Origin of the sequence: Nostoc sp. DedVER02, assembly GCF_034530675.2 — a bacterium.
GTDB lineage: Bacteria > Cyanobacteriota > Cyanobacteriia > Cyanobacteriales > Nostocaceae > Nostoc.
The window spans coordinates 319,041-344,383 of sequence record NZ_JAVRCP020000002.1 but is presented as its reverse complement, the minus strand read 5'-3'; the positions used below and the strand labels follow the sequence as shown (position 1 = coordinate 344,383).

At 43.2% G+C, this 25,343-nt stretch carries 16 protein-coding genes; 5 read left to right on the top strand and 11 right to left on the bottom strand.

The window, feature by feature from the left end:
* Positions 1-36 precede the first annotated feature (36 nt).
* From RMZ41_RS05405 to RMZ41_RS05395, 3 genes are all read left to right on the top strand, one after another.
* A complete protein-coding gene (locus tag RMZ41_RS05405; protein WP_322640577.1) occupies positions 37-2,694 on the top strand; it encodes a TIGR03960 family B12-binding radical SAM protein in 2,658 nt (885 codons plus the stop codon).
* A gap of 849 nt (positions 2,695-3,543) precedes the next feature.
* A complete protein-coding gene (locus tag RMZ41_RS05400; protein WP_322640576.1) occupies positions 3,544-5,706 on the top strand; it encodes an Rne/Rng family ribonuclease in 2,163 nt (720 codons plus the stop codon).
* An 8-nt stretch (positions 5,707-5,714) separates the two neighbouring features.
* The gene (locus RMZ41_RS05395; RefSeq protein WP_322640575.1) at positions 5,715-6,371 is read left to right on the top strand and encodes a ribonuclease HII; all 657 of its coding nucleotides are present in this window, start codon (positions 5,715-5,717) and stop codon (positions 6,369-6,371) included.
* Positions 6,372-6,379: 8 nt separating this feature from the next.
* Here RMZ41_RS05395 and RMZ41_RS05390 read toward each other — a convergent pair whose 3' ends face one another.
* Complete coding sequence (locus tag RMZ41_RS05390) at positions 6,380-6,967, bottom strand: DUF1997 domain-containing protein (RefSeq protein WP_322640574.1); 588 nt, start codon at positions 6,965-6,967, stop codon at positions 6,380-6,382.
* Between the two features lie 638 nt (positions 6,968-7,605).
* Between RMZ41_RS05390 and pheA the strand changes: the two genes are divergently transcribed.
* Positions 7,606-8,481, top strand: coding sequence for a prephenate dehydratase (pheA, locus tag RMZ41_RS05385; protein WP_322640573.1), 876 nt, complete (start codon positions 7,606-7,608; stop codon positions 8,479-8,481).
* 151 nt (positions 8,482-8,632) lie between these two features.
* Here pheA and RMZ41_RS05380 read toward each other — a convergent pair whose 3' ends face one another.
* The 9 genes from RMZ41_RS05380 to RMZ41_RS05340 form a co-directional block, all read right to left on the bottom strand.
* Positions 8,633-9,280: an LON peptidase substrate-binding domain-containing protein gene (locus tag RMZ41_RS05380; RefSeq protein WP_322640572.1), complete on the bottom strand. Its 648-nt coding sequence runs from the start codon at positions 9,278-9,280 to the stop codon at positions 8,633-8,635.
* Between the two features lie 205 nt (positions 9,281-9,485).
* Positions 9,486-9,803, bottom strand: coding sequence for a 30S ribosomal protein S10 (gene rpsJ / locus RMZ41_RS05375; protein ID WP_008232935.1), 318 nt, complete (start codon positions 9,801-9,803; stop codon positions 9,486-9,488).
* 180 nt (positions 9,804-9,983) lie between these two features.
* The gene (tuf, locus tag RMZ41_RS05370) at positions 9,984-11,213 is read right to left on the bottom strand and encodes an elongation factor Tu (protein ID WP_322640571.1); all 1,230 of its coding nucleotides are present in this window, start codon (positions 11,211-11,213) and stop codon (positions 9,984-9,986) included.
* A 23-nt stretch (positions 11,214-11,236) separates the two neighbouring features.
* Positions 11,237-13,315: an elongation factor G gene (gene fusA, locus RMZ41_RS05365; RefSeq protein ID WP_322640570.1), complete on the bottom strand. Its 2,079-nt coding sequence runs from the start codon at positions 13,313-13,315 to the stop codon at positions 11,237-11,239.
* A gap of 138 nt (positions 13,316-13,453) precedes the next feature.
* Positions 13,454-13,924, bottom strand: a complete 471-nt coding sequence (gene rpsG / locus RMZ41_RS05360; protein ID WP_094331156.1) for a 30S ribosomal protein S7 — start codon at positions 13,922-13,924, stop codon at positions 13,454-13,456.
* Positions 13,925-14,451: 527 nt separating this feature from the next.
* Entirely contained in the window at positions 14,452-14,835 is a 384-nt protein-coding gene (rpsL, locus tag RMZ41_RS05355) for a 30S ribosomal protein S12 (RefSeq protein WP_015214573.1), read from the bottom strand.
* Between the two features lie 125 nt (positions 14,836-14,960).
* A complete protein-coding gene (locus RMZ41_RS05350; RefSeq protein WP_322640569.1) occupies positions 14,961-15,290 on the bottom strand; it encodes an iron-sulfur cluster assembly accessory protein in 330 nt (109 codons plus the stop codon).
* A gap of 229 nt (positions 15,291-15,519) precedes the next feature.
* Positions 15,520-15,939, bottom strand: coding sequence for a cupin domain-containing protein (locus RMZ41_RS05345; protein WP_322640651.1), 420 nt, complete (start codon positions 15,937-15,939; stop codon positions 15,520-15,522).
* Between the two features lie 289 nt (positions 15,940-16,228).
* The gene (locus tag RMZ41_RS05340) at positions 16,229-18,238 is read right to left on the bottom strand and encodes a phosphodiester glycosidase family protein (protein ID WP_322640650.1); all 2,010 of its coding nucleotides are present in this window, start codon (positions 18,236-18,238) and stop codon (positions 16,229-16,231) included.
* A gap of 767 nt (positions 18,239-19,005) precedes the next feature.
* On the opposite strand from RMZ41_RS05340, the gene gltB reads away from it, so the two are divergent.
* Positions 19,006-23,691, top strand: a complete 4,686-nt coding sequence (gene gltB, locus RMZ41_RS05335; RefSeq protein ID WP_322640568.1) for a glutamate synthase large subunit — start codon at positions 19,006-19,008, stop codon at positions 23,689-23,691.
* 390 nt (positions 23,692-24,081) lie between these two features.
* Here the strand turns inward: gltB and RMZ41_RS05330 are convergent, their stop codons facing one another.
* Entirely contained in the window at positions 24,082-24,993 is a 912-nt protein-coding gene (locus RMZ41_RS05330) for a polysaccharide deacetylase family protein (protein WP_322640567.1), read from the bottom strand.
* Positions 24,994-25,343 lie beyond the last annotated feature (350 nt).

Sequence of the window (25,343 nt, the reverse complement as noted above, 5' to 3'; positions counted from 1 at the left end):
TGGTAGCTGTAATTAAGGTAGCTAGAAGATAGCACAGTGGCTGTTGCAGTTGAGAAATTAATAACATCCGATATTTTAAAACCAGGGCGTTACCTTGGTAATGAGCGTTTAGCAGTACATAAAGCTTGGGATAAGACAACAATACGCTGGGTCTTAACCTATCCAGAAGTATATGAAGTCGGTGCATCTAATTTAGGGCATATTATCCTATACAACATCTTGAATGCCCAACCACGTCAATTGTGCGATCGCGCCTACCTCCCAGGAAAAGACCTGGCAGACAAACTACGCGAAACTAATACGCCATTGTTTGCGGTAGAGTCAAAGCGATCGCTCACAGAATTTGACATTTTAGGTTTTAGCCTCAGTTACGAACTGGGTGCAACTAATATCTTAGAAATGTTGGATCTAGCTGGAATTCCCTTGACGTGGAGAGAACGCCAACAAGCAGGGGGAGAATTTACGAATCTCCAATCCCAGTTTCCATTGATTTTTGCTGGTGGGCAAACAGCAACATCGAATCCTGAACCTTACGCTGACTTTTTCGACTTTATCGCCCTTGGAGATGGAGAAGAACTACTACCAGAAATTGGTTTGGTGTTGGAAGAAGGCAAACAAGCAGGATTGAGTAGGGAAGATATATTACTGGATTTGGCACAGATACCAGGTGTATATGTTCCCCGATTTTATGATATGGCAGAGGATGGCTCAGTTCACCCTTGTCGCCCTGACGTGCCAAAACGAATTCTGCGACGGGTTGCAACTCCCATACCAGCATATTCCATTGGCTTAGTTCCTTATGTAGAAACGGTGCATGACCGTTTGACAATTGAGATTCGGCGTGGTTGCACTCGTGGCTGTCGCTTCTGTCAACCAGGAATGCTAACTCGGCCAGCACGGGATGTAGAACCCGATAAGGTTGTAGAAGCAATTGAACAGGGAATGCGGGCAACTGGTTACAATGAGTTTTCCCTATTATCTCTGAGTTGTTCTGATTATTTGTCCCTACCAGTAGTGGGGATGGAAATCAAAAATCGCTTAAAAAATGAAAATATTTCTCTGACTCTACCAAGCCAACGGGTAGACAGATTTGATGAGAATATTGCCAATATCCTGGGAGGTACACGGCAAGGTGGACTGACTTTTGCTCCAGAAGCTGGAACTCAGCGGATGCGAGACATTGTAAATAAAGGTTTGACGAATGAAGAATTGTTGCGGGGAGTGAAAACCGCTTGGGAGCAAGGCTGGGATAAAATCAAGTTGTATTTTATGATTGGCTTGCCGGGTGAGACGGATGTTGATGTTTTGGGCATTGCAGAAACAGTCAGCTGGCTACAGCGAGAATGTCGGGGCAAAGGCAGAAAACCCCTGAACTTTAACCTGACAATTTCTAACTTTACACCCAAGCCCCATACACCCTTTCAATGGCACTCAGTTTCTACCACTGAATTTAAGCGCAAACAAAACCTGTTGCGGCAAGAATTCCGCCGGATGAAAGGAGTAAAGGTAAATTTTACCGATGTCCGCATTTCGGCAATGGAAGATTTTGTGGGACGAGGCGATCGCAATTTGAGCAAAGTAGTCCGTCGCGCCTGGGAATTGGGTGCAGGAATGGATTCCTGGTATGAAAATTTAGATCGAGCTTTTAGTGCTTGGGAAGATGCGATCGCCGGGGCCGATCTAGATTGGAAATACCGCCAAGTAGAAAATGGCGAATGGAATTTGTTTCATGCACAAGAGCAGAGCAAATCGGAAGATGCGGAAAATAGCCAATTCCTCAGTCCTCACTCCCTAGACATTCCCCTACCTTGGGATCATATTGATACCGGGATTGATAAAAAGTGGCTCAAAGAAGACTTGCAACGCGCCTTAAAAGCTGCAATTGTCCCCGACTGCTCTTTTGAAGGTTGTTCTCACTGTGGCGTATGTGGAACCGATTTTGGCCATAACGTCGTGATTGAATCACCTGCTATCCCCCAATTTGCTGGTGAGTTTGTCCCCAACACAACTAAGGCGCAAAGGCTGCGAGTTTGGTTTGGAAAACAGGGTGACATGGCTTTGGTAAGTCACTTAGATTTAATTCGTCTGTTTGACCGAGTTGTGCGACGAGCAGGCTTACCAATTGCTTTCACTGGTGGGTTTCATCCAATGCCGCGAATTTCTGTTGCAACTGCTTTGGCTCTAGGAGCTACTAGTAGTGGTGAAATTGCGGATTTTGAGTTAACTGTACCAGTGGACATCAATATTTTTCGAGAAGAACTGGTTCGGGAAATGCCCACAGACATACCTATATATAATGTGGAGCAGATAGATTTAAAAACTCCGGCAGCTACCCAACTACTAGAAACCGCAGAATATTTAATTACCGTAGCAGCACTAGAAGAAACAACACCTATACAATGGCAAGAATGGATTGATACCATCAAAGCAAAAGATGAACTTTGGTACGAGCATACAACAAAGTCAGGCAAGAGCCAGTTAATAAATCTGCGCGATCGCTTATTTGAACTGGAATTAGTAGAAACCCACAACGGCATTGCGGAATCTATATCTGTTATCCGTTATATAGGTAGCTATCGCCAAGATGGTTTTCTATTGCGTCCTGAACAAATCCTGTTTATGCTAGGCATAGTGGCTAGTAGAGAATTTCAACTCTTACACATCCACCGCAATCGGCTAATTTTAGCGGTATAATCCCTGTAGGGCAGCTTGCTAGTAGTTGTCCTAATATGGCACATCGTCGGAATTGATTTTTAGCAAGGTTGCGTTAGAATGGGGTGAAGAGAATTTTTCTGGCGCTGCATTGAAATTAGCTGGTTCACTACCCTGGTGTTCAGGGGGCGAAAGCGAAGATATTAGAGTGCAAATTCTAGGATTTTATCCCAGACAAACTGAGGCAGATTAAAGAACACACACTCTCTATAGCTACCTTGTGAATCAGTAACTAACAGCAGGCTGGGTTAGCTTCTCTAAATCCATACTTTTTCAACAACTGCTGAATGTCTAATCCACAGTATTGCCCAAGAGCTAGCGCGTTACTCTTCTAGAGTTGTTCGCCCTTGGTGTTACCGTAGGGTAAACAACCACTGTAGCTTAAGCCGATTTGCAGACGTTCATCAGACGCGCAAAGCGCGGCTTAAAAGTAGGGTAGCAGCTGGCGTTGCTGAGTATAACCCTAAGAATAAATCCAGGAATGGAAAATAGAAATAGTTTCTTTTTCTTAACGACTTCAGTAGGTTACTCTCAAAAAAGCTTCCTGAGTTAAAAACTCACTCAGGATTGAGAACTTTAAACTCAAAACTCTCTTGATTGAGAGTATTGCATCACAAATCAACCACAGACGGTTGATTTAATAACTTAAATATGCAGCCGTTCTGGAATAATCCGCCGTGGAAACGCTCTTAAGAGCGCCAATAGCTATTTAACTTAGAACATCAGGTTTGCGATTTTTATCATCAGTAGCGCCTTTTGAGGGTTGCAAGGGCAACAAAGGTATAAAAAACCTCCAGACCTATTGGTGCTGCCAATTTTTGAGGAAATTGAATGCCAAAACAAATTATTATCGCGGAGCAGCACCAAATTGCTGCTGTCTTTTCTGAAGATCAAATACAAGAACTCGTTGTTGCTACCGGTCATCACCAAATAGGTGATATCTACTTAGGAGTAGTAGAAAACGTATTGCCTGGGATAGATGCGGCTTTTGTGAATATTGGCGACCCAGAGCGTAACGGTTTTATTCACGTCACCGACTTGGGGCCATTGAAGCTAAAGCGTACCGCAGCAGCTATTACAGAACTATTAACACCACAGCAGAAAGTTTTGGTGCAAGTAATGAAAGAGCCAACGGGGACAAAAGGCCCCAGGCTCACGGGTAATATTACTTTACCCGGACGTTACGTAGTACTGATGCCCTATGGTAGGGGCGTAAATTTATCCCGACGAATTAAAAGTGAAAGTGAGCGCAACCGCTTGCGGGCACTAGCAATTTTGGTCAAACCGGCGGGAATGGGTTTGCTCGTGCGTACAGAAGCCGAAGGCAAACCAGAAGAAGCAATTATGGAAGATTTGGAGTTGCTGCAAAAGCAATGGGAGGCAATCCAGCAGGAAGCGCATTCTACCCGGGCCCCAGCACTGCTCAACCGAGACGATGACTTTATCCAGCGCGTATTGCGAGATATGTACGGCGCGGATGTCAATCGGATTGTCGTAGATTCTAGTACTGGCTTGAAGCGCGTGAAGCAGTACTTGCAGAATTGGAGTGGTGGACAAACACCGCAGGGATTGTTGATCGATCATCACCGCGATCGCTCCCCAATTTTAGAGTATTTCCGCATCAGTGCTGCCATTCGAGAAGCCCTTAAACCAAGAGTAGACCTACCTTCTGGAGGTTACATTATCATCGAGCCGACGGAGGCATTAACCGTAATCGATGTTAACTCAGGTTCCTTCACGCGATCGGCAACAGCCAGAGAAACAGTTTTGTGGACAAACTGCGAAGCTGCAACAGAAATTGCTCGCCAGTTGCGTCTGCGGAATATCGCCGGAGTGATTGTCGTTGATTTCATTGATATGGAATCACGGCGCGATCAACTGCAAGTTCTCGAACACTTTAATAAAGGACTCAAAGCAGACAAAGCTCGTCCCCAGATTGCTCAACTCACCGAACTGGGTTTAGTAGAACTGACCCGCAAACGTCAAGGTCAAAATATTTACGAACTGTTTGGCGAAACTTGTCCTACCTGTGGCGGTTTAGGGCATACTGTACGTCTGCCTGGAGAACTCGAAAACCGATTACCAATACCAGCAGAAACACCAGAGCGTGAGCGTTTTGTATCCCTACCTCACCGAGAACCACGTCAGCCAGTAGCCCGCATCCCAGAACCACGAGAAACTTATGATGGATTTGGGGAAGCATTTGACGGTGACTCAGAATCGAGTAATTTAAATCTGATCAATCATCCGAGTTATCAAGAACTTAATGATAATAAGCGTCGTACCCGCACTCGCCGCAGTCGAATTGGTATCAGTGGGTTAAACGGGAAAGATGAATCTCGGGTTATTGCCAATCCGCTAGCTTTTGCTAACGAGCCAGATTTAGACCTTGATATAGAACCAGAATTAGGAATTGCACCAGAGATTCCCTCACCCACCCTTGGTAAACCAGGTTGGAGTGAAAGAGGAGAACGCACTGTTGTAGAGCGCACTAAAGTTATTAAGGCAGATCCAGTTAAACCAGTGGTAGAACCACCGGAAATTAGAACTGTAGAAATGAGTCTTCAGGAACAGGATATGTTTGCCTTGATGGGAATATCTCCCTTGGTGAAGTTAGATCAAGAAGTTAAAAATACCAAGTCTGTGATTATTAACGTGATTCAGCCTGGTCAAACGCGAACGACTCCAACTGAATCCATCTCAGAATCACCCATTACCCAAAGGGCAACACCTGAAGTAGTTGCAACCAAGTTACCAATACCAAAAGTTATTGAGCCAGAACAAAAATCTTTAATAGAAGAGACAACTGAACCATCTGAATCGACTGCCAATCCTTTGGAAAGCTTGCCTACAAAAGCTTCTGTCAAAGCGATCGCAGATGAAGGTGATGCCAACAGCGCTGCCAATGCGATCGCAGATGAAAATGATGCCAACAGCGCCGCCACTGCTAGCCGTCGCCGCCGTCGTCGTTCCTCAGCGATCGAAGACAATTAATTTGCTTTATGGTAGAAACATCGCCAACGCCCTTGGAACAATCCAATTGGCTGGAGTTTTCTACCTTGTCAGGGATTCCAGGATTGGTTGCAGGTGTGGATGAAGTAGGGCGAGGCGCTCTATTTGGCCCTGTGGTAGCGGCAGCAGTGATCCTCCCAGATCGTGCTTTGCCAATACTGATGGCAGCTAAAATTAAAGACAGTAAAAAGTTGTCTAGTTCTCGGAGAACTCAGCTAGCACAGCAAATTTGTGGGCTGGCTATAGACTGGAAAATTGGCTTTGCTTCTACTGCCGAAATTGACAAGATAAATATTTTGCAAGCGACACTATTAGCAATGAAACGGGCTGTACTGAAGTTAAAAGTACAGCCCACACTCTGCTTGGTTGATGGTAATCAGTTAATCAAAGACTTGCCATTGCCACAACAAACAATAGTTAAAGGGGACGAGCGATCGCTCGTTATTGCCTCTGCTAGTATTGTTGCTAAAGTTTGGCGTGACGATTTGATACTGCGTTTAGCATCAAAATACCCTATGTACAACCTAGAGCGTAACAAGGGTTATGGTAGCCAACGGCATTTGCTGGCCCTGCGACAATACGGGCCATCGCCCTTACATCGTCAGTCTTTTCGTCCTTGCCAAATCAAATTACTGAACGCTGAGTGATTAAATAATTACTCAGCATTCAGGATTGGCAATTCAGTATTGCCACTGTCAAGTTCTCTATCTTTAGTTTGTGATATCACCCAGTAGCGATAATCCGCCAAAAGTTGATTTAATAACCGTTGCTTAACCGACAACAGCACGCTTTTGAGCAAACCATTACCAGTAGCTTCTAAAATCGGCTTCGGAGTAAAGGAAAATGGCGGTGGTAAATCCACCAGCACTTCTAAATCAGCCCTTCCTTCCAGACGAGTGCCAGTGCTAAACTCTTTGGGAGACAAATGCCCTTTTAAATTAAGGGCAAAGCGCTGGTTAATATACTCGAAACCCAGAATTTCACAGCCTAGCGATCGCAAATTAATTATTCCATTTGATTCTGCCCAAACTCTCATGTCTACAGTCGGTTGAATACTCAATGACATAAAAGTAAGCGGACGCATTTTCAAGCGAAATACTTCCTCAGAAAGCTGCTGAATTCGGGCGTTGTCAGCCAAAGCCCTAACCAGACGTTGAGGCTGGCGTAAGTAGTGCTGAATGGGAATAGGCTGCTCTGGAACAGCGATTTCAACCGATTGGGAGGCAGTAAACCGGGTAGCCATGAGCGGAAAAAAATATTTGTCTCTTAATTTTAATATTTTTTAATAAATTAAATCTGATTATTAGAAAAGTACAAAATTTATTGGCGATAAAAGTTATCGTTGCTTATCAGCTATACAGCATTAGCAAAAATTTGATACTCTCATTACTATCTTTAGTTGAATAAATAAATATAGATTAGAATTACCCTTTTCAAAGTAGGTAAAAATTTTGGTCGATAAATTCCATACTCTGTGTACTCTGCGCCTCTGTGGTTAAAAAAAATACTTTTAAACCGCAGAGGCACAGAGAACGTTGAGAAAACATAAGAGATTTTAGAGCTATCTTGAAAAGGCTAAAATTTAAGATTTAACTCTTGACATAAAGCAAAAAATATGAATAGTTTTTTGTTAGAAATTTACATAATCGCTCTGAAATTTTAAGTGCAATTTAGCAGAAAAAACTGCCAAAAAATTTATTTGCTACTAGACTAATTTGAATAATTTGTTTTCCTGAAATTTCGATCTATTCGTTTAGTGCGTAAATTTTAGAGATAAAAGTCTTTATTAAGAGTAAATATCGAATATATTTGATATTTGCTAAACCCAAAATATCATAATCTCTATTTTACGTATTAAACTCGCAACTCAAGGCTAAAAGCATGACTCTATTGATCGCACATTTAGGGCCTCCCGGCACTTACGCAGAGCAAGCAGCTGTTCTTTATGTCAACTGGCTGACTAAAAATAAGGGAGTTGAAGCTACCTTATGTCCCTATCCCACCATCTCACAGTCACTGCACGCCGTTGCTGACGCTCAAGCTCACCTAGCTGTTGTGCCAGTAGAAAATTCTATTGAAGGGAGTGTGACTATGACGCTAGATACACTGTGGCGGTTGGACAGTTTGCGGATTCAGTTGGCTTTAGTATTACCCATTGTCCATACCTTAATCTCCTGTGCGTCAGGCTTAGATAAGATTAAAACTGTTTACTCTCACCCGCAAGCTTTGGCACAATGTCAAGGATGGTTAGAGCGGTTTCTGCCGACTGTACAGATTATTCCCAGCAATTCTACAACCGAAGCACTACAGCGATTAGAGCAAGAGACAACAACAGCTGCGATCGCTTCTAGTAGAGCCGCTCAACTCTACAACCTGCCTATACTTGCCACTGGTATTAACGATTATCCAGAAAACTGTACTCGTTTTTGGGTAGTAAGTCAGGGTGAGGCGGACGCTGGATATCAAGCATCAACAACACCTACGAGTCACACATCGCTAGCTTTTAGTATGCCTGCTAACACACCCGGGGCATTACTCAAACCTTTGCAAATATTTGCTCAACTAGGAATTAACCTCAGCCGGATTGAATCTCGTCCGACGAAGCGATCGCTAGGCGAATATTTATTTTTTATGGATTTAGAAGCAGATGTCAAGGAAACAAAAATGCAATCTGCTTTAGCCGAATTAACTATCCACACAGAGATTCTAAAAATTCTTGGCGCTTACAATGTTTTGCCGATCGGCGCTCTTACTTGAGAAGTTAAGAGTTAGGAATTAAGAGTTAGGAGTTAAGAATTATCAGTTACCAGTCAGGAATTATCAGTTATCAGTTAGTGAATATGAATTATTTTTTCTTACTTCTTCCTAACTTCTAACTTCTCACTCTAAACTCCTCACTCCTAACTCCTCACTTTTCATTAAACGTGTCTTTGAGAACAGCACGAGCCGCCAAGTGATTACGAGTAGAAGTTAAGATTTCTGCTTCCCGTTCTAAACGAGTTGCAGTATCTTGCATTTCTAGCAATAATTGCTGCTCTGCGGCGACACCATAAAGATTACTAGCCACCCAATAAGATAGCTCTGTTGGTAAATCGGGCAAATCTTCTGGCAATTCGATATTTTGTTCGGTTAATTTACCTGATAGACGCACAACATCTCGCAGTAGTTGTCCTACTTCAGAAGACAAAGGACGCAAATCTTTAGTCGGTGTTTGGTCTTCAATCCACTCAACTAAACCAACCCGATATGGCTTTTCACGAACATATTCTAGTACACGAAATCTTTGCTGCCCTAAAGTCAACATCTTGATCCGATCATCTGGCAGCCTTTGGTGATGAACGATTTCCGCACAACAACCAGTGTTTGCAATTGTACCTTTAACTGGATCGAACATCAAAACACCGAACCTGCGATCGCTCTCCAAAATCGTGTTCATCATGATTCGGTAGCGAAATTCAAAGATATGCAGAGGCAATGGTCTAGTAGGAAACAGAACTACTTCGGGTAACGGGAACAGAGGTAGTTCACGAACTGCAATTTTAGAAGATGATGTCATTGTTATCTTGGTATAAACTTAATCTTTAAAATTTCTTTTTCTCTGCTTTTCCCGTATTTTGTCTATATTCTATCATTTGTTTCCTAGCTAAATAAAAGCCCTGAGATATATTTCTTCAGGGCTATGTCAATATTTATACTAATGTTCTTCGTCAGTCGTCTTTTGTCCTTTGTTTATTCACAAATAACTAATGACTAATGACTAATTAAAGTTTGACTTCAATATCTACACCCGATGGTAGATCCAATTTCATCAGGGCATCTATAGTCTTAGAAGAAGGCTGGTAAATGTCAATAATCCGGCGATGAGTACGGGTTTCAAAGTGTTCCCGTGAATCTTTATCTACGTGAGGCGATCGCAGCACACAATAGATCCGGCGTTTTGTGGGTAAAGGAATTGGGCCTATGGCTGTAGCGTTGGTGCGGTTAGCTGTGTCTACAATCTTCTCGCAAGATGTATCTAATAAGCGTCGGTCAAAAGCCTGTAAGCGAATTCTAATTTTTTGCTGCTGTAGAGTTGCCATCTTTAATTTTCCAGGTTCTGCGTAATTAGGGGATTATTTACAAGGTTAAAGGTTACAAGTTATAGGTTACAGAAAACTATTACCTGTCCCCTGTAACCTATTACCTTATTTATAGAGGGAAGAGAAAGGAGCAGAGAGGAATTATACCATCTCTGCTCCTTTGTTATGAGCGAAAAGGTGCTACTTCAGAATTTTGGAGACGACACCAGCACCGATGGTACGTCCACCTTCGCGGATAGCGAAGCGCATTCCCTGTTCAATAGCGATCGCGTTGATCAATTCTACTGTCATCTTGATGCGATCGCCTGGCATCACCATTTCTACATCTTTGCCTTCATCGGAGGTGTAGGCTTTGATAGTACCAGTTACATCGGTTGTTCGCACGTAGAACTGGGGACGATAGCCCGCGAAAAATGGAGTCTTACGACCACCTTCTTTTTCCGTTAGGATGTACACTTCACCTTCAAATTGTGTGTGAGGTGTAATTGAACCTGGTTTGGCTATTACCATACCGCGCTCGATATCTTCTTTCTTGAGACCACGCAGTAGTACACCGGCGTTATCTCCAGCCAAACCTTCTTCAAGGCTCTTCTTGAACATCTCAATCCCGGTGACGGCGGTAGTACGAGTGTCTTTGAGACCAATTAGCTCGACAGTATCGCCAACCTTGACTTTCCCGCGTTCAATCCGTCCAGTAGCCACAGTACCACGACCTGTGATGGTGAACACGTCTTCTACTGCCATCAAGAAGGGCTTATCAACATCCCGCTCAGGAGTGGGGATAAAGGAATCCACAGCATCCATCAATTCGTAGATTTTATCTACCCAAGGATTTTCACCTTTTTTGGTCTTAGGATTCTTGGTCATTGCTTCGAGAGCTTGCAGACCAGAGCCTTTGATAATGGGGATATCATCGCCAGGGAAGTCATAGCTGCTTAACAGTTCTCTGAGTTCTAGTTCTACTAGTTCCAAGAGTTCTGGGTCATCCATCAAGTCTTCTTTGTTCAAAAATACAACTAGACTAGGAACGCCCACCTGTTTTGCTAGCAGGATGTGTTCGCGGGTTTGGGGCATAGGGCCATCAGTAGCAGCTACTACGAGGATACCTCCGTCCATCTGAGCAGCGCCAGTGATCATGTTTTTCACATAGTCAGCGTGGCCTGGACAGTCTACGTGAGCATAGTGCCGATTTTCGGTTTCATACTCAACGTGAGCGGTATTGATAGTGATACCCCGTGCTTTTTCTTCTGGCGCGTTATCGATTTGGTCGTAGCCTTTAGCTGTAGCTTGACCAAGAGCCGCCAAGGTCATAGTGATGGCTGCTGTTAACGTGGTTTTACCGTGGTCAACGTGGCCAATAGTACCGATATTGAGGTGGGGTTTATTTCTTTCAAACTTTGCGCGTGCCATGAATGCTCATTTCCTTATTTTAACTAAGCGTTCCCTTTGCTTTTTGCAATGATAGTTTCAGCTACGCTGCGAGGCACCTCTTCGTAGTGGCTGAACTCCATCGTGAAGGTACCCCGACCTTGGGTTTTTGACCGGATATCAGTGGCGTAGCCAAACATACTCGCTAGTGGAACTTTAGATGTTACCTTAGCAAGTCCCTTTTCGGTGCTTTGGCTTTCAATCTGCCCTCGACGGGTGTTGAGGTCGCCAATGACGTTACCCATATAGTCTTCAGGAACTTCAACCTCAACTTTCATCATAGGTTCTAAGATGACAGGTGAAGCTTTCAGTACAGCTTCTTTCATCGCCATTGAACCAGCGATTTTGAAAGCCATTTCTGAAGAGTCTACATCGTGGTATGACCCATCAATTAACGTTGCTTTAACGTCAATCAACGGATATCCAGCTAGAACACCGGATTCGCAGCTTTCTTTCATCCCTTGTTCTGCGGGGCCAACGTACTCTTTAGGTACTGTACCGCCAGCAATTTTGGAAACGAATTCAAAGCCAGTACCGGGTTCTCCAGGCTCCAAATTGATCACAACGTGACCGTATTGACCTTTACCACCACTTTGGCGGATAAATTTGCCCTCAACTTTGTTCACAGCTTTCCGAATTGTTTCTCGGTAAGCTACTTGAGGCGCACCTACATTCGCTTCCACCTTGAATTCTCGTAACATCCGGTCTACTAGAATTTCTAGGTGTAACTCTCCCATCCCCGCGATCACGGTTTGGTTGGTTTCGGGATCGACGCGGACACGGAAGGTAGGGTCTTCTTCTGAAAGAGATTGCAGAGCTTTGGACAACTTATCCATGTCGTTCTTGGTTTTGGGTTCAACCGCCACCGAGATTACAGGCTCAGGAATGAATAGAGATTCCAGAATTACTGGCGATCCATCATCACAGAGTGTGTCACCTGTCAAGGTATCTTTCAATCCCAAAGCTGCTCCCAGATCGCCCGCTCTCAGTTCATCGACATCTTGCCGATCGTCTGCTTTCATGAGAACTAAGCGGGAAATCCGTTCTTTTTTATTCTTACTAGCGTTGAGAACGTAGCTGCCCTTTTTCAGGACACCAGAATAAACGCGAACGAATGTTAGGCGACCGTAAGGGTCAGCCATAATCTTGAATGCCAGAGCCGCTAGGGGTTCGTCATCATCAGCCCGCCGCTCAACAGTATCGCCATTGGGCAGTAAGCCTTGAATTGGCGGTACTTCACTTGGCGCTGGCAGGTAATCTACAACAGCATCCAGCATCAACTGCACGCCTTTGTTTTTGAATGCTGAACCACAAAGTACTGGTACAATTGTCCCGTCAATTGTGCCTTTCCGCAGGGCTGTCCGAATTTCCTCTTCTGTAAGTTCTTCGCCATCAAAGTACTTAGTCATCAGAGCATCATCTGTTTCTGCTGCTGCTTCTACTAGCTTGGTGCGGAATTCATCTGCCTGCGCTTTCAGTTCTTCCGGGATATCGGTTTCCTGGATATCAGTCCCTTGGTCATTTGCGTAAATGTACGCACGCTGCCGTACTAAGTCAACGATACCTTGGAAGTCGTTTTCACTACCAATTGGTAGTTGAATTGCGATCGCATTTGCCCGCAGGCGATCGCGGATTTGCTCGTGAACTTTATAAAAGTTCGCTCCGGTGCGATCCATTTTGTTGATAAAGGCTATCCGAGGAACTTTGTAGCGCTCTGCTTGCCGCCACACTGTCTCAGACTGCGGTTGCACGCCGCCCACAGAACAAAATACTGCGATTACGCCATCTAAGACGCGCATGGAACGCTCAACTTCAATTGTGAAGTCTACGTGACCCGGAGTATCGATAATGTTAATTTGATGATCTTTCCAGCTGGTACTGATAGCAGCTGCAGTAATGGTAATTCCCCGCTCCCGCTCTTGCTCCATCCAGTCTGTGACGGCAGTTCCTTCATGAACTTCGCCAATTTTATGAATTATCCCAGAGTAAAATAATATTCTCTCTGTTGTTGTAGTTTTGCCCGCATCTATATGCGCCGCAATACCAATGTTGCGTACTTTCTCTAGCGGGATCGTGCGTGCCACAGCTACCTCCTATAGTTTTTGCCTCATGATATCTTGTATATTACTCTTTGTTAAGATTCTATACTTTTACGGAAAACCGTCTTCTTTTTGTAAATCTACGATATACCGCTTCGGCAAGACGATATATCGCTTTTTTACTTAGTAACGATAGTGGGCAAATGCTTTGTTAGCTTCTGCCATCCGGTGCGTTTCTTCGCGTTTCCGAATCGCATTGCCAGTTTCATTGGCAGCATCCATTAACTCATTTGCTAACTTGCTTGCCATTGTCCGCCCTGGTCTAGACCGGGAATATTGCACTAACCAACGCAGTGCTAGGGTAGTGCCCCGTTCTGTACGCACTTCCATTGGTACTTGATAGGTTGCTCCACCTACTCGCCGAGCTTTTACTTCTACTAGAGGCGTGGCATTTCGCACTGCTCTTTCAAAGGTTTCTAAAGCACCGTTACCAGTGCGTTCTTCAATAGTTTTTAATGCTTCATAAACAATTCGGGCGGCAAGTGATTTCTTGCCATGACGCATGATCCGCCTGATAATCATGCTCACAAGGCGACTGTTATATACGGAGTCAGACGGAACTGGGCGCCTTTGAATAACACCACGACGAGACATACTTCACCTTTAATTCGGAATTGGCAACGAAATTATATGCTATCAGACACCGGAAACCAAAAGCTGTGGAACCCAACCCTCAGATTTTTTCAATTTTGTTTTCGACTTTTGCAGCAAGGCTGACCTATTGACTGCCAATTTTGGATTAGAGTTTTTGGTAGATGTTCCGACCGCAAGGATTGGAAAAACTCAAAAGTCTGTAAGCCTTATCCCCTTGTGGGTTCGACCAATCCAAAATTGCAAATCTAAAATCTAAAATTCATTGACTTGCTACCTGCAACTAAATACTCACGGTGACAAGATTCTAAACCTTAATGTTCAGATGAAAATTATGCTGTGGGTTACAGCCTTCTCCTCAGAACTTCTACACTTGCTCGCTTAGTGTAGGTGTAGCTTGCTTGATTTTTTTAAACAGATTTGAGCAGCTTTCATAACTGCTCTTAGAACACAGACCCTGATAGTTTTTTGTCCTTGAGCGTTTTTCAGGTAAACGATTAATCGTGTTGGGTGCGATTAATCGCCTAATCCTATTTTTTCGCTTCTTTGGGACGCTTGGTTCCATACTTGGAACGCCCTTGTTTACGGTCTTTTACTCCGGCTGTATCTAGAGTGCCACGGATAATGTGGTATCTCACGCCTGGTAGATCCTTAACCCGACCGCCACGAATCATCACAACTGAGTGTTCTTGTAAGTTGTGACCAATTCCTGGAATGTAAGCTGTGACTTCAAATCCAGATGTAAGTCTAACTCTTGCTACTTTCCGTAAAGCTGAGTTAGGCTTCTTTGGTGTGGTCGTGTATACTCTGGTACAAACTCCCCGACGTTGAGGGCATTGTTTCAGAGCCGGAGACTTGGTTTTCTGACGCGCTTGTTCGCGCTCGGTACGTATTAGCTGCTGTATTGTTGGCATGAGTTACAGCGCGTAAAGCTGCTTATATGTCTAAGTTTTAACAAATCCTGATTATATCGTTTTTTAGCGTTTTATGTCAATTGTAATTTTTCCTTTATGATTAGCAAACGATCGCTAATTAAAAATTATTGATCGCTTGTGGAAAAGGAATTGCCACAGCCACAGGTTGCGATCGCTTGGGGATTATCAAACCGAAAACCACCACCCATTAAGTCTTCTGAATAATCTACCCTCAAACCGTTGAGGTAATTTGTGCTTGTAGCATCTATGACTACTCGAATCTCATCCAAGTCGAAAACCTGGTCGCCAACTTTTATTGCTTCATCGAAGGACATATCATAAAATAATCCAGAACAACCACCTGGTTTTACTGCCAATCGAAACAAGACATTTGGCTGATGCTTGGACTTTATTCGCCCAATTTCACTTGCAGCTGCTTGACTCAAATGAATCATGGAACTCGATTTTTGCAATTAAATACCCCATCTTCATTTTACAGACAGATAGGTTAACTCTTAACTTCTCGAAAATTTCAAATTACCAAAGTCATGAGCGCGATCGCTATTACTACATTTATAGCACAACAAGCAGAAGTCCTTACCTTAACTAGGTAGGGACTTCTGGGGTGTAGTGGTTCGCAAAGACGGTTTACACAAAAATATATTCAGTTTTTAGATTAAAGCTTTAATCCTTAGTACGGGCATAGTCATCTTGGTAACGAATAATGTCATCTTCTCCCAAGTATTCGCCATTTTGCACTTCAATTAATATTAAGGGAATCACGCCAGGATTCTCTAAACGGTGAGATGTACATTGGGGTACATAGGTTGACTCATTATTACTCAGTAGTACTTCTTGCTCACCACAAGTCACCCTAGCTGTACCAGAGACGACAATCCAATGTTCGCTGCGATGGTGGTGCATTTGTAAACTGAGGCGATGTCCGGGCTTAACTTCAATACGCTTGATTTTGTATCCGCGCCCTTCTTCTAAGACTGTAAAAGCACCCCAAGGACGTAACTCAGTTGCAGCAATGCCTCTGGAAGTGATACTTGAAGGTAGGTGTAGAGTTTCAGTCTGTGTAGTTTCTTGATATCTAGCCATAGTTACCTCATTTGAAGACATAACAAACCGTTAGTACTCTTAAGTATTGATAAAAAATCTGGCGCTATTTTGCAACGTTGAAAACCAGCAATTTTGTTGCACCTTGATAAACATAACAAAATCAAACGTAACGGTGTAAATCATCACTGCTAAAACTGTTGTATCTACATTAAGTCTTCATCAAGCAAAATGATAGCTTGTTCTAAACTTTAAAAAAAGATTGGGAATTGGGAATTGGGTATTAGTCCTTTATTCTTTCTCCCCCTGCTTCCCCATTCCCCATTCCCTCTTATCGTGGTTTCAGGAAAATACCAATTCCATTATGAACACGAGCAGCAGTACTAGGCGATCGGTCAAGTAGTTGCCCTCCTAAGTAAAGGCTGGTAGAACTACCACCGTCCAAATTTAAAGCATCTACACAGCCCATCTGTTGCATTAGTTGGGCATGTTCGGCTAATGTAGGCCCATAACCGCCAGCACGATTATGCACAGCAGCTATCATCAGTGTGCCTGTTGCAGTTGTACAAATGCCGCTACGAATAGCCTTTTCTGCAATAAAGGCATTGCTGAATTTTTCGGCTTTGGCATCAAGGACAATTTGACGATTTTGGATTAATAGCGGGCCTGCTCCGATAATGTGGGGATAACGACTAAAATCAGTAGGAGTAGTACTGCTGGAAATACTTACTGCGCTTCCAAGAGGTAACTGTGAAGCAGTGCTGGCAGCGTTAGCACGTAAAGTTAGTAGGTAGCCATCTTGGGGAATGGGAACGGCTGTCTCACCAACTTTGCCACCTGGTAGCTGTTGAGTAATTTGGTCTTTCTGTACCACTAGGATAATTTCGTTATCCGTTAGGGGTGTGTAAGTTGCTCCCCAAGCTGGGGTGTAACGGGCAATGCCACTCTGGACGTAGCCACTGTTAAGAAACAGAATTGGTAAGCGCTGGTTATTTGCAGTAATTAAAGTTTCTTCTAAGGTGAGACGACCGAAGTAAAATTGACCTGAATCATTCCAAGCGATCGCACCCCGGTTAAGAATTGGGCCTGATAACCACTGATTATCCCGACGAATCGCACCCAATGGTAATCTGTTATTGCGATTAAAATAACCACCGTTAATTCCACCTACTGCTAAGTAACGTTGGGCTGTTTGAATTAAGGGAGCAGTACCCGCCAGCCCATCAGGGCTAGCCCACATAGGTTTCAGCGTTAGCCCAAATTTACGGGGATTGACTTCTAACCAGACTACCGGAAAGCGTTCTGTGCCTAAGTTGACATAATTCTGTCGCCAGCGTAATCCTGGAGCCCAAGTAATATCTCGTTCTTCTAAAGGATCGGGTCGAATATCGATAATCAGGCGATTGGGGTTAGCGATAGTACTAACTTGAGGTGATAGACCAAAGGGAACGCTCAAACTAATAATCGTTTGGTTTTTCACTACCTCCACTTTTTGAATCAATGGCTCAGGCGATGGTGGTCTTGGTTGTGTTGGTGCAACAGGTAATAATTGTTTGAGTAAATTTGGCAGTAATGTTGGTGGTGCTGCTGGTGGTTGGGGGGTATAGCGTTCTATTAAAATGGGATCGGCTATTCCATCTAGGGTAATTGTCCACTCTCGATTTGGCGGTGTGGTGGGTTTGGGAGTTGGCGTGTCTGGATCGGAAGATGGAGTTTGTGGTTTTGCGATCGCTCCTCCTTGTGCTACTTGCCAAGGAGTTGGACGATCTAAATTTACAAGTATGCGAGTCTGTTGCAAAGGGGCGCTTGCCTCTGGAGGTTCCTGGCTCTGAACTATATTTGTAATTTGTACCTTTGGAGTAACAATCACCAAGGTGTTTCCATTGGTTCGGATTTCCCATCCAGATGTTTGAGCAAAATTGCTAATATCAAGGTAGCGATATGCTCCTAGTAGCCTGGTGGATAAAACCAGTGGCGTTGTCACCGATGAAAACCACTGTATTGGTTGCTTCGCTGAGTTACTACTGCTTAAGAAATTTACTCCAATTAATTGCCTAAATACCCCATCGCTGAGATGAGTTGTTACCTGACCAGATTTTCCAGGTCGCTGCAACCAAGTTCCTGGTAAAGTACGACCATTGAGGGAAATTTGATTACCAGAGGATGCCACCCCTGTTGAAGGTGGTACAGGTAACTGGGAAATCGGTATTTGTTTGGTGTTCGACTCCTGAGCGTTGGTAACACAGGTACTCGTTAAGTACAGTACTGTTAAAAGTATTGGTGACACCGTAGCCCGGAAAAATCTGCGATCGCTAATCCCTAATTGGCAACAACTCGGCATTTTTACCATAATTTAATAGTTACTTTTGAAAAATATCACCCAAGGTTATAAACTAACTAATTATTTGGGAATATAAAGATAACATGACTTTATTTCTTAAAAAAGATGTTATTCTATATATTGGGTACTCATATCTTTTATAAACAAATAAATTTAGACGCTAAAGCCACTGCAATCAAGTGTTTTAACTGGCACTAATTTTAACCAGACTATACACGGTAGTATTGGTTATCAAAACTAGATTAAGATATTCGATCCTGACTGAATGTTGCTATTTCAGTGAGGTCTAATTAATAGTAATATATGTGTCAGCTGGTAAGCAGAAAAACTCCAGACAATAACAATATTTGGGAATTGTCAAATGGGTATATATTGTAATACGCTGATTTTATTGCAGGCTCAGGATGAGTTTGGCTTTAAAACATAGGACAGCTTTTAATTTTGTTTCAGGTGAGCCGCAATAGGCTCTATAGAGTAGCTACAGTGCATCTGGAAAAAGGGAATTGAGAAAATACTTAGCTTCACAATATAAAAAAGAAACTGTCAGGGCAAAAATTATGTCTTGGCGGGAGTAAGTTGTGTAACACCGCATAAATACATAAAAAATACGCAACTATTTTAACACGGGGAAACTAAGAAAGCAAAACCGAAGTTAAAATTTTTTTTCCCTAAATTTCGGTGCTTATATATTTCTCCATCGTGAAATTTAGAATTTTTTTCCCATAAGTAGTGGCAAAATTGGTAACTCAATACTTCAGGAACAGGGTATGAATAATCAACCGATGAATCAAGACCAGAAAATCACAGCGAATATAAACTCAAGAGACATCTATCAGGGGCAAAAGTGGTTAGTAGAAGAACGAGATGCCTGTGGTGTAGGTTTTATTGCTCATCGTGAGAATCATACCAGCCACGAAATTGTCGAAAAAGCTTTAGCTGCTTTAACCTGTTTAGAACACCGGGGAGGTTGTAGTGCCGATCAAGACTCCGGTGATGGTGCTGGAGTTTTGACAGCTATCCCTTGGGATTTGTTGCAACAAGACTTTACCGAAAGGAGAAAGGAATTTCCATCCATCAATAATATAGCTGTAGGGATGATATTTCTCCCACAAGACCAACAAGCAGCACAAAAAGCTAGGGAAGCAGTTGAGCAAGTAGCAACCGAAGAAAACTTGATTGTACTGGGTTGGCGAGTAGTGCCAGTGCAATCTGATTTACTGGGTGTACAAGCGAGAGAAAATCAACCCCAGATTGAACAAGTTTTGTTAGCTTCTGTTGACAAAAGTGGCGATGAATTAGAAAGACAGTTGTATATTACCCGCCGCCGAATTAGTAAAGTTGCAACCAATATCTCAGAAGAATTTTATATCTGCTCGTTGTCAAGCCGAACAATTGTTTACAAAGGCATGGTGCGTTCTGCCGTATTGGGAGAATTTTATCAAGATTTAAAAAATCCAGCTTACAAAAGCGCCTTTGCTGTCTATCATCGCCGCTTTAGTACTAACACGATGCCCAAATGGCCGTTAGCTCAACCAATGCGGCTTTTGGGTCACAACGGCGAAATCAATACCTTGTTGGGTAACATCAACTGGATGATGGCACGAGAAGCTAGCCTGAATCATCCGGTATGGGGCGATCGCATTAAGGAACTCAAACCATTAGTTCATATCGATAACAGCGACTCAGCAACCCTAGACAACGTACTAGAATTACTGGTGTGTTCTGGACGCAGCCCCTTGGAAGCTTTAATGATTATGGTTCCAGAGGCTTACAAAAATCAACCTTCTTTAAATGACTCTCCAGAAATTGTTGATTTCTACGAATATTACAGTGGTCTGCAAGAAGCGTGGGACGGGCCAGCCCTTTTAGTATTCAGCGATGGCAAAAAAGTTGGTGCAACACTAGATCGTAATGGTTTAAGACCAGCCCGCTACGTAATCACCAAAGATGACTACATTGTTGTCGCTTCCGAAACTGGTGTGGTGGACTTTCCAGAAGCCGATATTGTCGAAAAAGGTAGACTCGGCCCAGGACAAATGATTGCTGTGGATTTAGTCAATCATGAAGTGCTGAAGAATTGGGAAATTAAGCAGCGCATCGCCAAGCAGCATCCTTATGGTGAATGGCTGCAACAGTACCGTCAAGAATTAAAGTCATTGGTCGGTCATGGGTCATTAGCAAATGGCAATGGCAAAGGACAAATAACAAATGACCAAGAAAAAGTAACAATTGACAAGCAAACCTTACTGCAACTTCAAACTGCCTTTGGCTACACCACAGAAGATGTAGAAATGGTGATTCACCAAATGGCGATCGCAGGTTCAGAACCGACTTTCTGCATGGGGGATGATATTCCTTTAGCGGTGCTGTCAACAAAACCCCACCTACTTTATGACTATTTCAAACAGCGCTTTGCTCAGGTAACTAACCCAGCAATTGATCCCCTGCGGGAAAAGCTAGTGATGTCTTTGAAAGTCGAACTGGGTGAACGGGGTAACTTATTAGAACCCAAAGCCGAATATGCTCGGAGATTGAAACTTGAATCGCCAGTGTTAACAGATGGTGAATTAGAGGCAATTAAGCTGTCAGGATTTGCCACAGCCGAGTTGTCAACCTTATTTGCGATCGCTCCTGGCCCTGAAGGATTGAAAGCCGCAGTCCAATCTTTACAAGCACAAGCAGCTGAATCAGTCCGCGCAGGTGCAAAGATTTTAATCTTAAGCGATAAGGGAAATGACGGAATCAGCCCAGAAAACACATACATTCCTCCCCTATTAGCAGTGGGTGCTGTACATCATCACCTGATTCGGGAAGGGTTGCGGATGAAAACATCCCTGATTGTCCATACTGCTCAATGTTGGAGTACTCATCACTTTGCTTGTCTGATTGGCTATGGTGCTGGTGCAGTCTGTCCGTATATGGCTTTAGATACGGTGCGTGATTGGTGCGTCGATCCTAAAACCCAAAAGTTAATGGAGGTGAAAAAACTTCCAACCCTCAATGTAGAAGAAGCTTTAGGAAACTATCGCAAAGCCGTAGAGTCAGGCTTACTCAAAATTCTCTCTAAGATGGGAATTTCTCTGCTCTCCAGCTATCAAGCAGCCCAAATTTTTGAAGCGATTGGCCTCGGTGGAGATTTAATCGAACTAGGATTTCGTGGTACAACTTCCCGTATCGGTGGTTTAAGTATTAGCGAACTCGCTGATGAAGTACTTTCTTTCCACGTCAAAGCTTTCCCAGAACTGACGACGAAGAAATTAGAAAACCTGGGTTTTGTGCAGTACCGTCCTGGCGGCGAGTACCACATGAATAGCCCCGAAATGGTTAAGGCGCTACATAAGGCTCTAGATGGCAAAAACTACGACCACTACGAAGTTTACAAAAAGCATCTCCAAGGCAGACCAGTAACGGCATTGCGGGACTTGCTAGATTTTCAAGGCGAACGTACCCCAATTTCTCTAGAAGAAGTAGAGTCAGTAGCTGATATTGTCAAACGTTTTTGCACAGGTGGCATGTCTTTAGGCGCTTTGTCAAGAGAAGCCCATGAAACTTTAGCGATCGCCATGAATCGCATCGGTGGTAAATCGAACTCTGGGGAAGGTGGCGAAGACCCAGTGCGCTATAAAGTTTTAGATGATGTAGACGAGTCTGGTAACTCACCAACCCTACCTCATTTAAAAGGATTGCGGAATGGCGATAAAGCCTATAGTGCCATTAAGCAAGTTGCATCGGGACGCTTTGGTGTCACGCCAGAGTACCTAGTCAACGCCCAACAAATTGAAATCAAAATTGCCCAAGGTGCCAAGCCTGGGGAAGGTGGACAACTGCCAGGGCCAAAGGTGAGCCAATACATTGCGATGTTAAGACGCTCGAAGCCAGGTGTAACGCTGATTTCACCGCCACCGCACCATGACATCTATTCTATTGAAGACCTAGCGCAACTGATTTTCGATCTGCACCAAATTAATCCCAAAGCAAAGGTATCGGTAAAGCTAGTTTCAGAAGTTGGTATTGGTACGATCGCGGCTGGTGTGGCTAAAGCAAACGCTGATATCATCCAAATTTCTGGACATGATGGTGGTACAGGTGCATCTCCGCTTAGTTCTATTAAACACGCTGGTTCGCCGTGGGAATTGGGTTTAAGCGAAGTGCATCGCGTTTTGATGGAAAATAGTTTGCGCGACCGCGTGATTTTGCGTGTAGATGGCGGACTTAAAAGTGGTTGGGATGTGGTAATAGGTGCATTGATGGGTGCTGAAGAATTCGGTTTCGGTTCCATCGCCATGATTGCTGAAGGCTGTATTATGGCGCGAGTTTGCCATAAGAATACTTGCCCTGTGGGTGTTGCTACTCAACAAGAAGAACTCCGTAAGCGGTTTACGGGAATACCAGAACAGGTTGTCAACTTCTTCTACTTCATCGCTGAAGAAGTGCGGAGTTTGTTAGCACGACTTGGCTACCGTTCTTTGTCAGAAATCATTGGGCGTGCAGATTTGTTGAAACTGCGCGAAGAGGCAAAACTTACCAAAACGCGATCGCTAAACCTAGACTGTTTACTTAAATTGCCAGATACCAGAGACAATCGTAGCTGGTTAGTGCATGAAGAAGTCCATAGCAACGGCGTGGTTTTGGATGACAAGTTCCTTGCCGATCTCGATATTCAGACTGCCATTAGGGATCAGTCTAGCGTCACCAAGACTTATCCGATTATCAATACTGACAGAACAGTGGGTACAAGATTAGCGGGAGCGATCGCTTCTCAATATGGTGACAGTGGCTTTGAGGGGCAAATTAATCTCAACTTCACTGGTAGCGTTGGCCAAAGCTTTGGTGCATTCAATCTCCCCGGCATAATTCTGACTCTGGAAGGAGAAGCAAACGACTACGTAGGTAAAGGGATGCATGGTGGTGAAATCATCATCAAACCTCCAACTGATGCTACATATAACGCATCACAAAATGTCATAGTTGGCAATACCTGCCTTTATGGTGCTACTGGTGGCGTGTTATTTGCCAATGGTCTAGCCGGAGAACGATTTGCTGTGAGAAACTCCAAAGGCATAGCAGTGATTGAAGGCGCTGGGGATCACTGCTGTGAATACATGACTGGTGGTGTAATTGTCGTCCTTGGCAAGGTAGGACGTAACGTAGCTGCTGGCATGACTGGTGGACTGGCATACTTCTTAGATGAAGATGACTCATTTAGAGAGTTAGTCAACCCCGAAATTGTCAAAATACAGAGGGTGATTACAGAAGCAGGTGCAAAACAACTGCAAGAGTTAATCAAAACTCATGCGGAACGCACTGCTTCACCAAAAGCAAAGAAAATTCTGCAAAACTGGCAAGAATTTTTGCCGAAATTCTGGCAGTTAGTTCCGCCCTCTGAAGCTGATAGCCCTGAAGCCGATCCTGAACAAAAAACAACTGAGTTTAGTTTAGTAACTACTCATTAAACATCGGAATTAAAATGAAGTAGGCACAATTCATGAATTGTGCCTACCAAGGATTTACGGCAGCGTATGCTTAATAATTTTAATTAAAAACACTCGTGTAATAGCTCCGTCAAACATCCCAAAGAATAATCTCAAAATCAATACTTTTACAACAAAAAAATAGAAAAAGGTTACATTGATAGTTTAGGAATTTATGAACGCCAGCGAAATACTTTTTTCATCATAAATATAGCTATACTTGCACTCCAAAAAAAGTAGCCAAAATATTATTGCCAGAAGTATTAAGAACTCTAGAGAGCTTGGTGGTACAGGAAAAGGTGATGCAAAAAATATTGTGAGAAGCATTGGTAATGTTACATCGTCTGGTTACTACATAACCATAATTAATAATTATTGCTTTTTATTAGCAAGCAATTTTTGGTCTGCATCTTGTATTTCTAAAAGTTCTGGAATAGTCACAAAGCGATAGCCTTGTTTTCTAAAGTTGCTAATAATTTCCGGTAAAGCTTGTATAGTTCTAGAACGGTTCCCACCACCATCATGCATCAGCACAATCCCACCAGGCTTTGAATCTTTAATTACATTATTTATCAACTTTGGTACAGCTGGTAATTTGTAGTCCGTAGAGTCAGCAGACCACATGATTACAGCATACTTCTGCCCTTTAGCATAAGCAGCTAATCCATTGTGCAGCATACCACCAGGTGGTCGGAAAAGATTTGTTTTAGCGCCTGTAATTTGATAAATTAAGTCTGTTGTGCGGTCAATTTCATAAGCTGCCGCTTGTTGATTAAAGAAATGATACCAGTGATGCCAAGTATGGTTAGCAATGACGTGACCTTCAGTTACAATTTTCTTTCCTATTTCTGGAAAATTTTTTAGGTTCTGCCCAACGACAAAAAACGTTGCTTTGATATTATTTGATTTTAGAATATTTAATACTTGTTCTGTAGTGTCAGGCCAAGGGCCATCATCAAAGGTGAGAGCAATCACTTTCTCTGGGTTAGTGAGTTTCGCCTCCTTAATTATTGCCCCTTGAAAACGTGATGGTAGTGCATAAGATAGTCCTTTTGTTTGTGCTTCTTGTTGCCAACTTGTAAGCATTGCTGCTTTTAATTTCTCAATGCGCTGCTGAGTTCCTACGTTTGCAGCTACATCCTTGATATCTATATTTTGTCTAATCTGAGCTTCCGAAGCATTTGGTCTTAGAAGCATCATAAAAGCAAGGCTAAAAACACCACCTAAAGCAAGCAGTGCAATTAATATTCCTTCTGGCCACAGAAACGACTTATTGTTTTCCACCTCATAGCTCCTTCAAATATCGAACCATCAACCACGGTTATGACGGTACGTTATAGCACATTTTTTAGATACCTTAGATACCAGTTATTTTCTGGTAATGCTGAAAATTGGAATTGGGGCTAACGAACATTTACCATTTAGAAGACAGAACTATACCGCTTTAAAGGAGCAAAATTAGATAATTAGCCACACAACAACATCCTCTGAAAGAGGAATTATGAATTAGTTTCTGTTTTTCATTTCACCGCTAAAGCAACATTATCATTTCAAGTTTTATAGCTTTATAAATAAGATGAGCTAGAACATTGCGCTGACAAATTGCAGTTTTCGCGCGCTGAAGTCTTTATCTT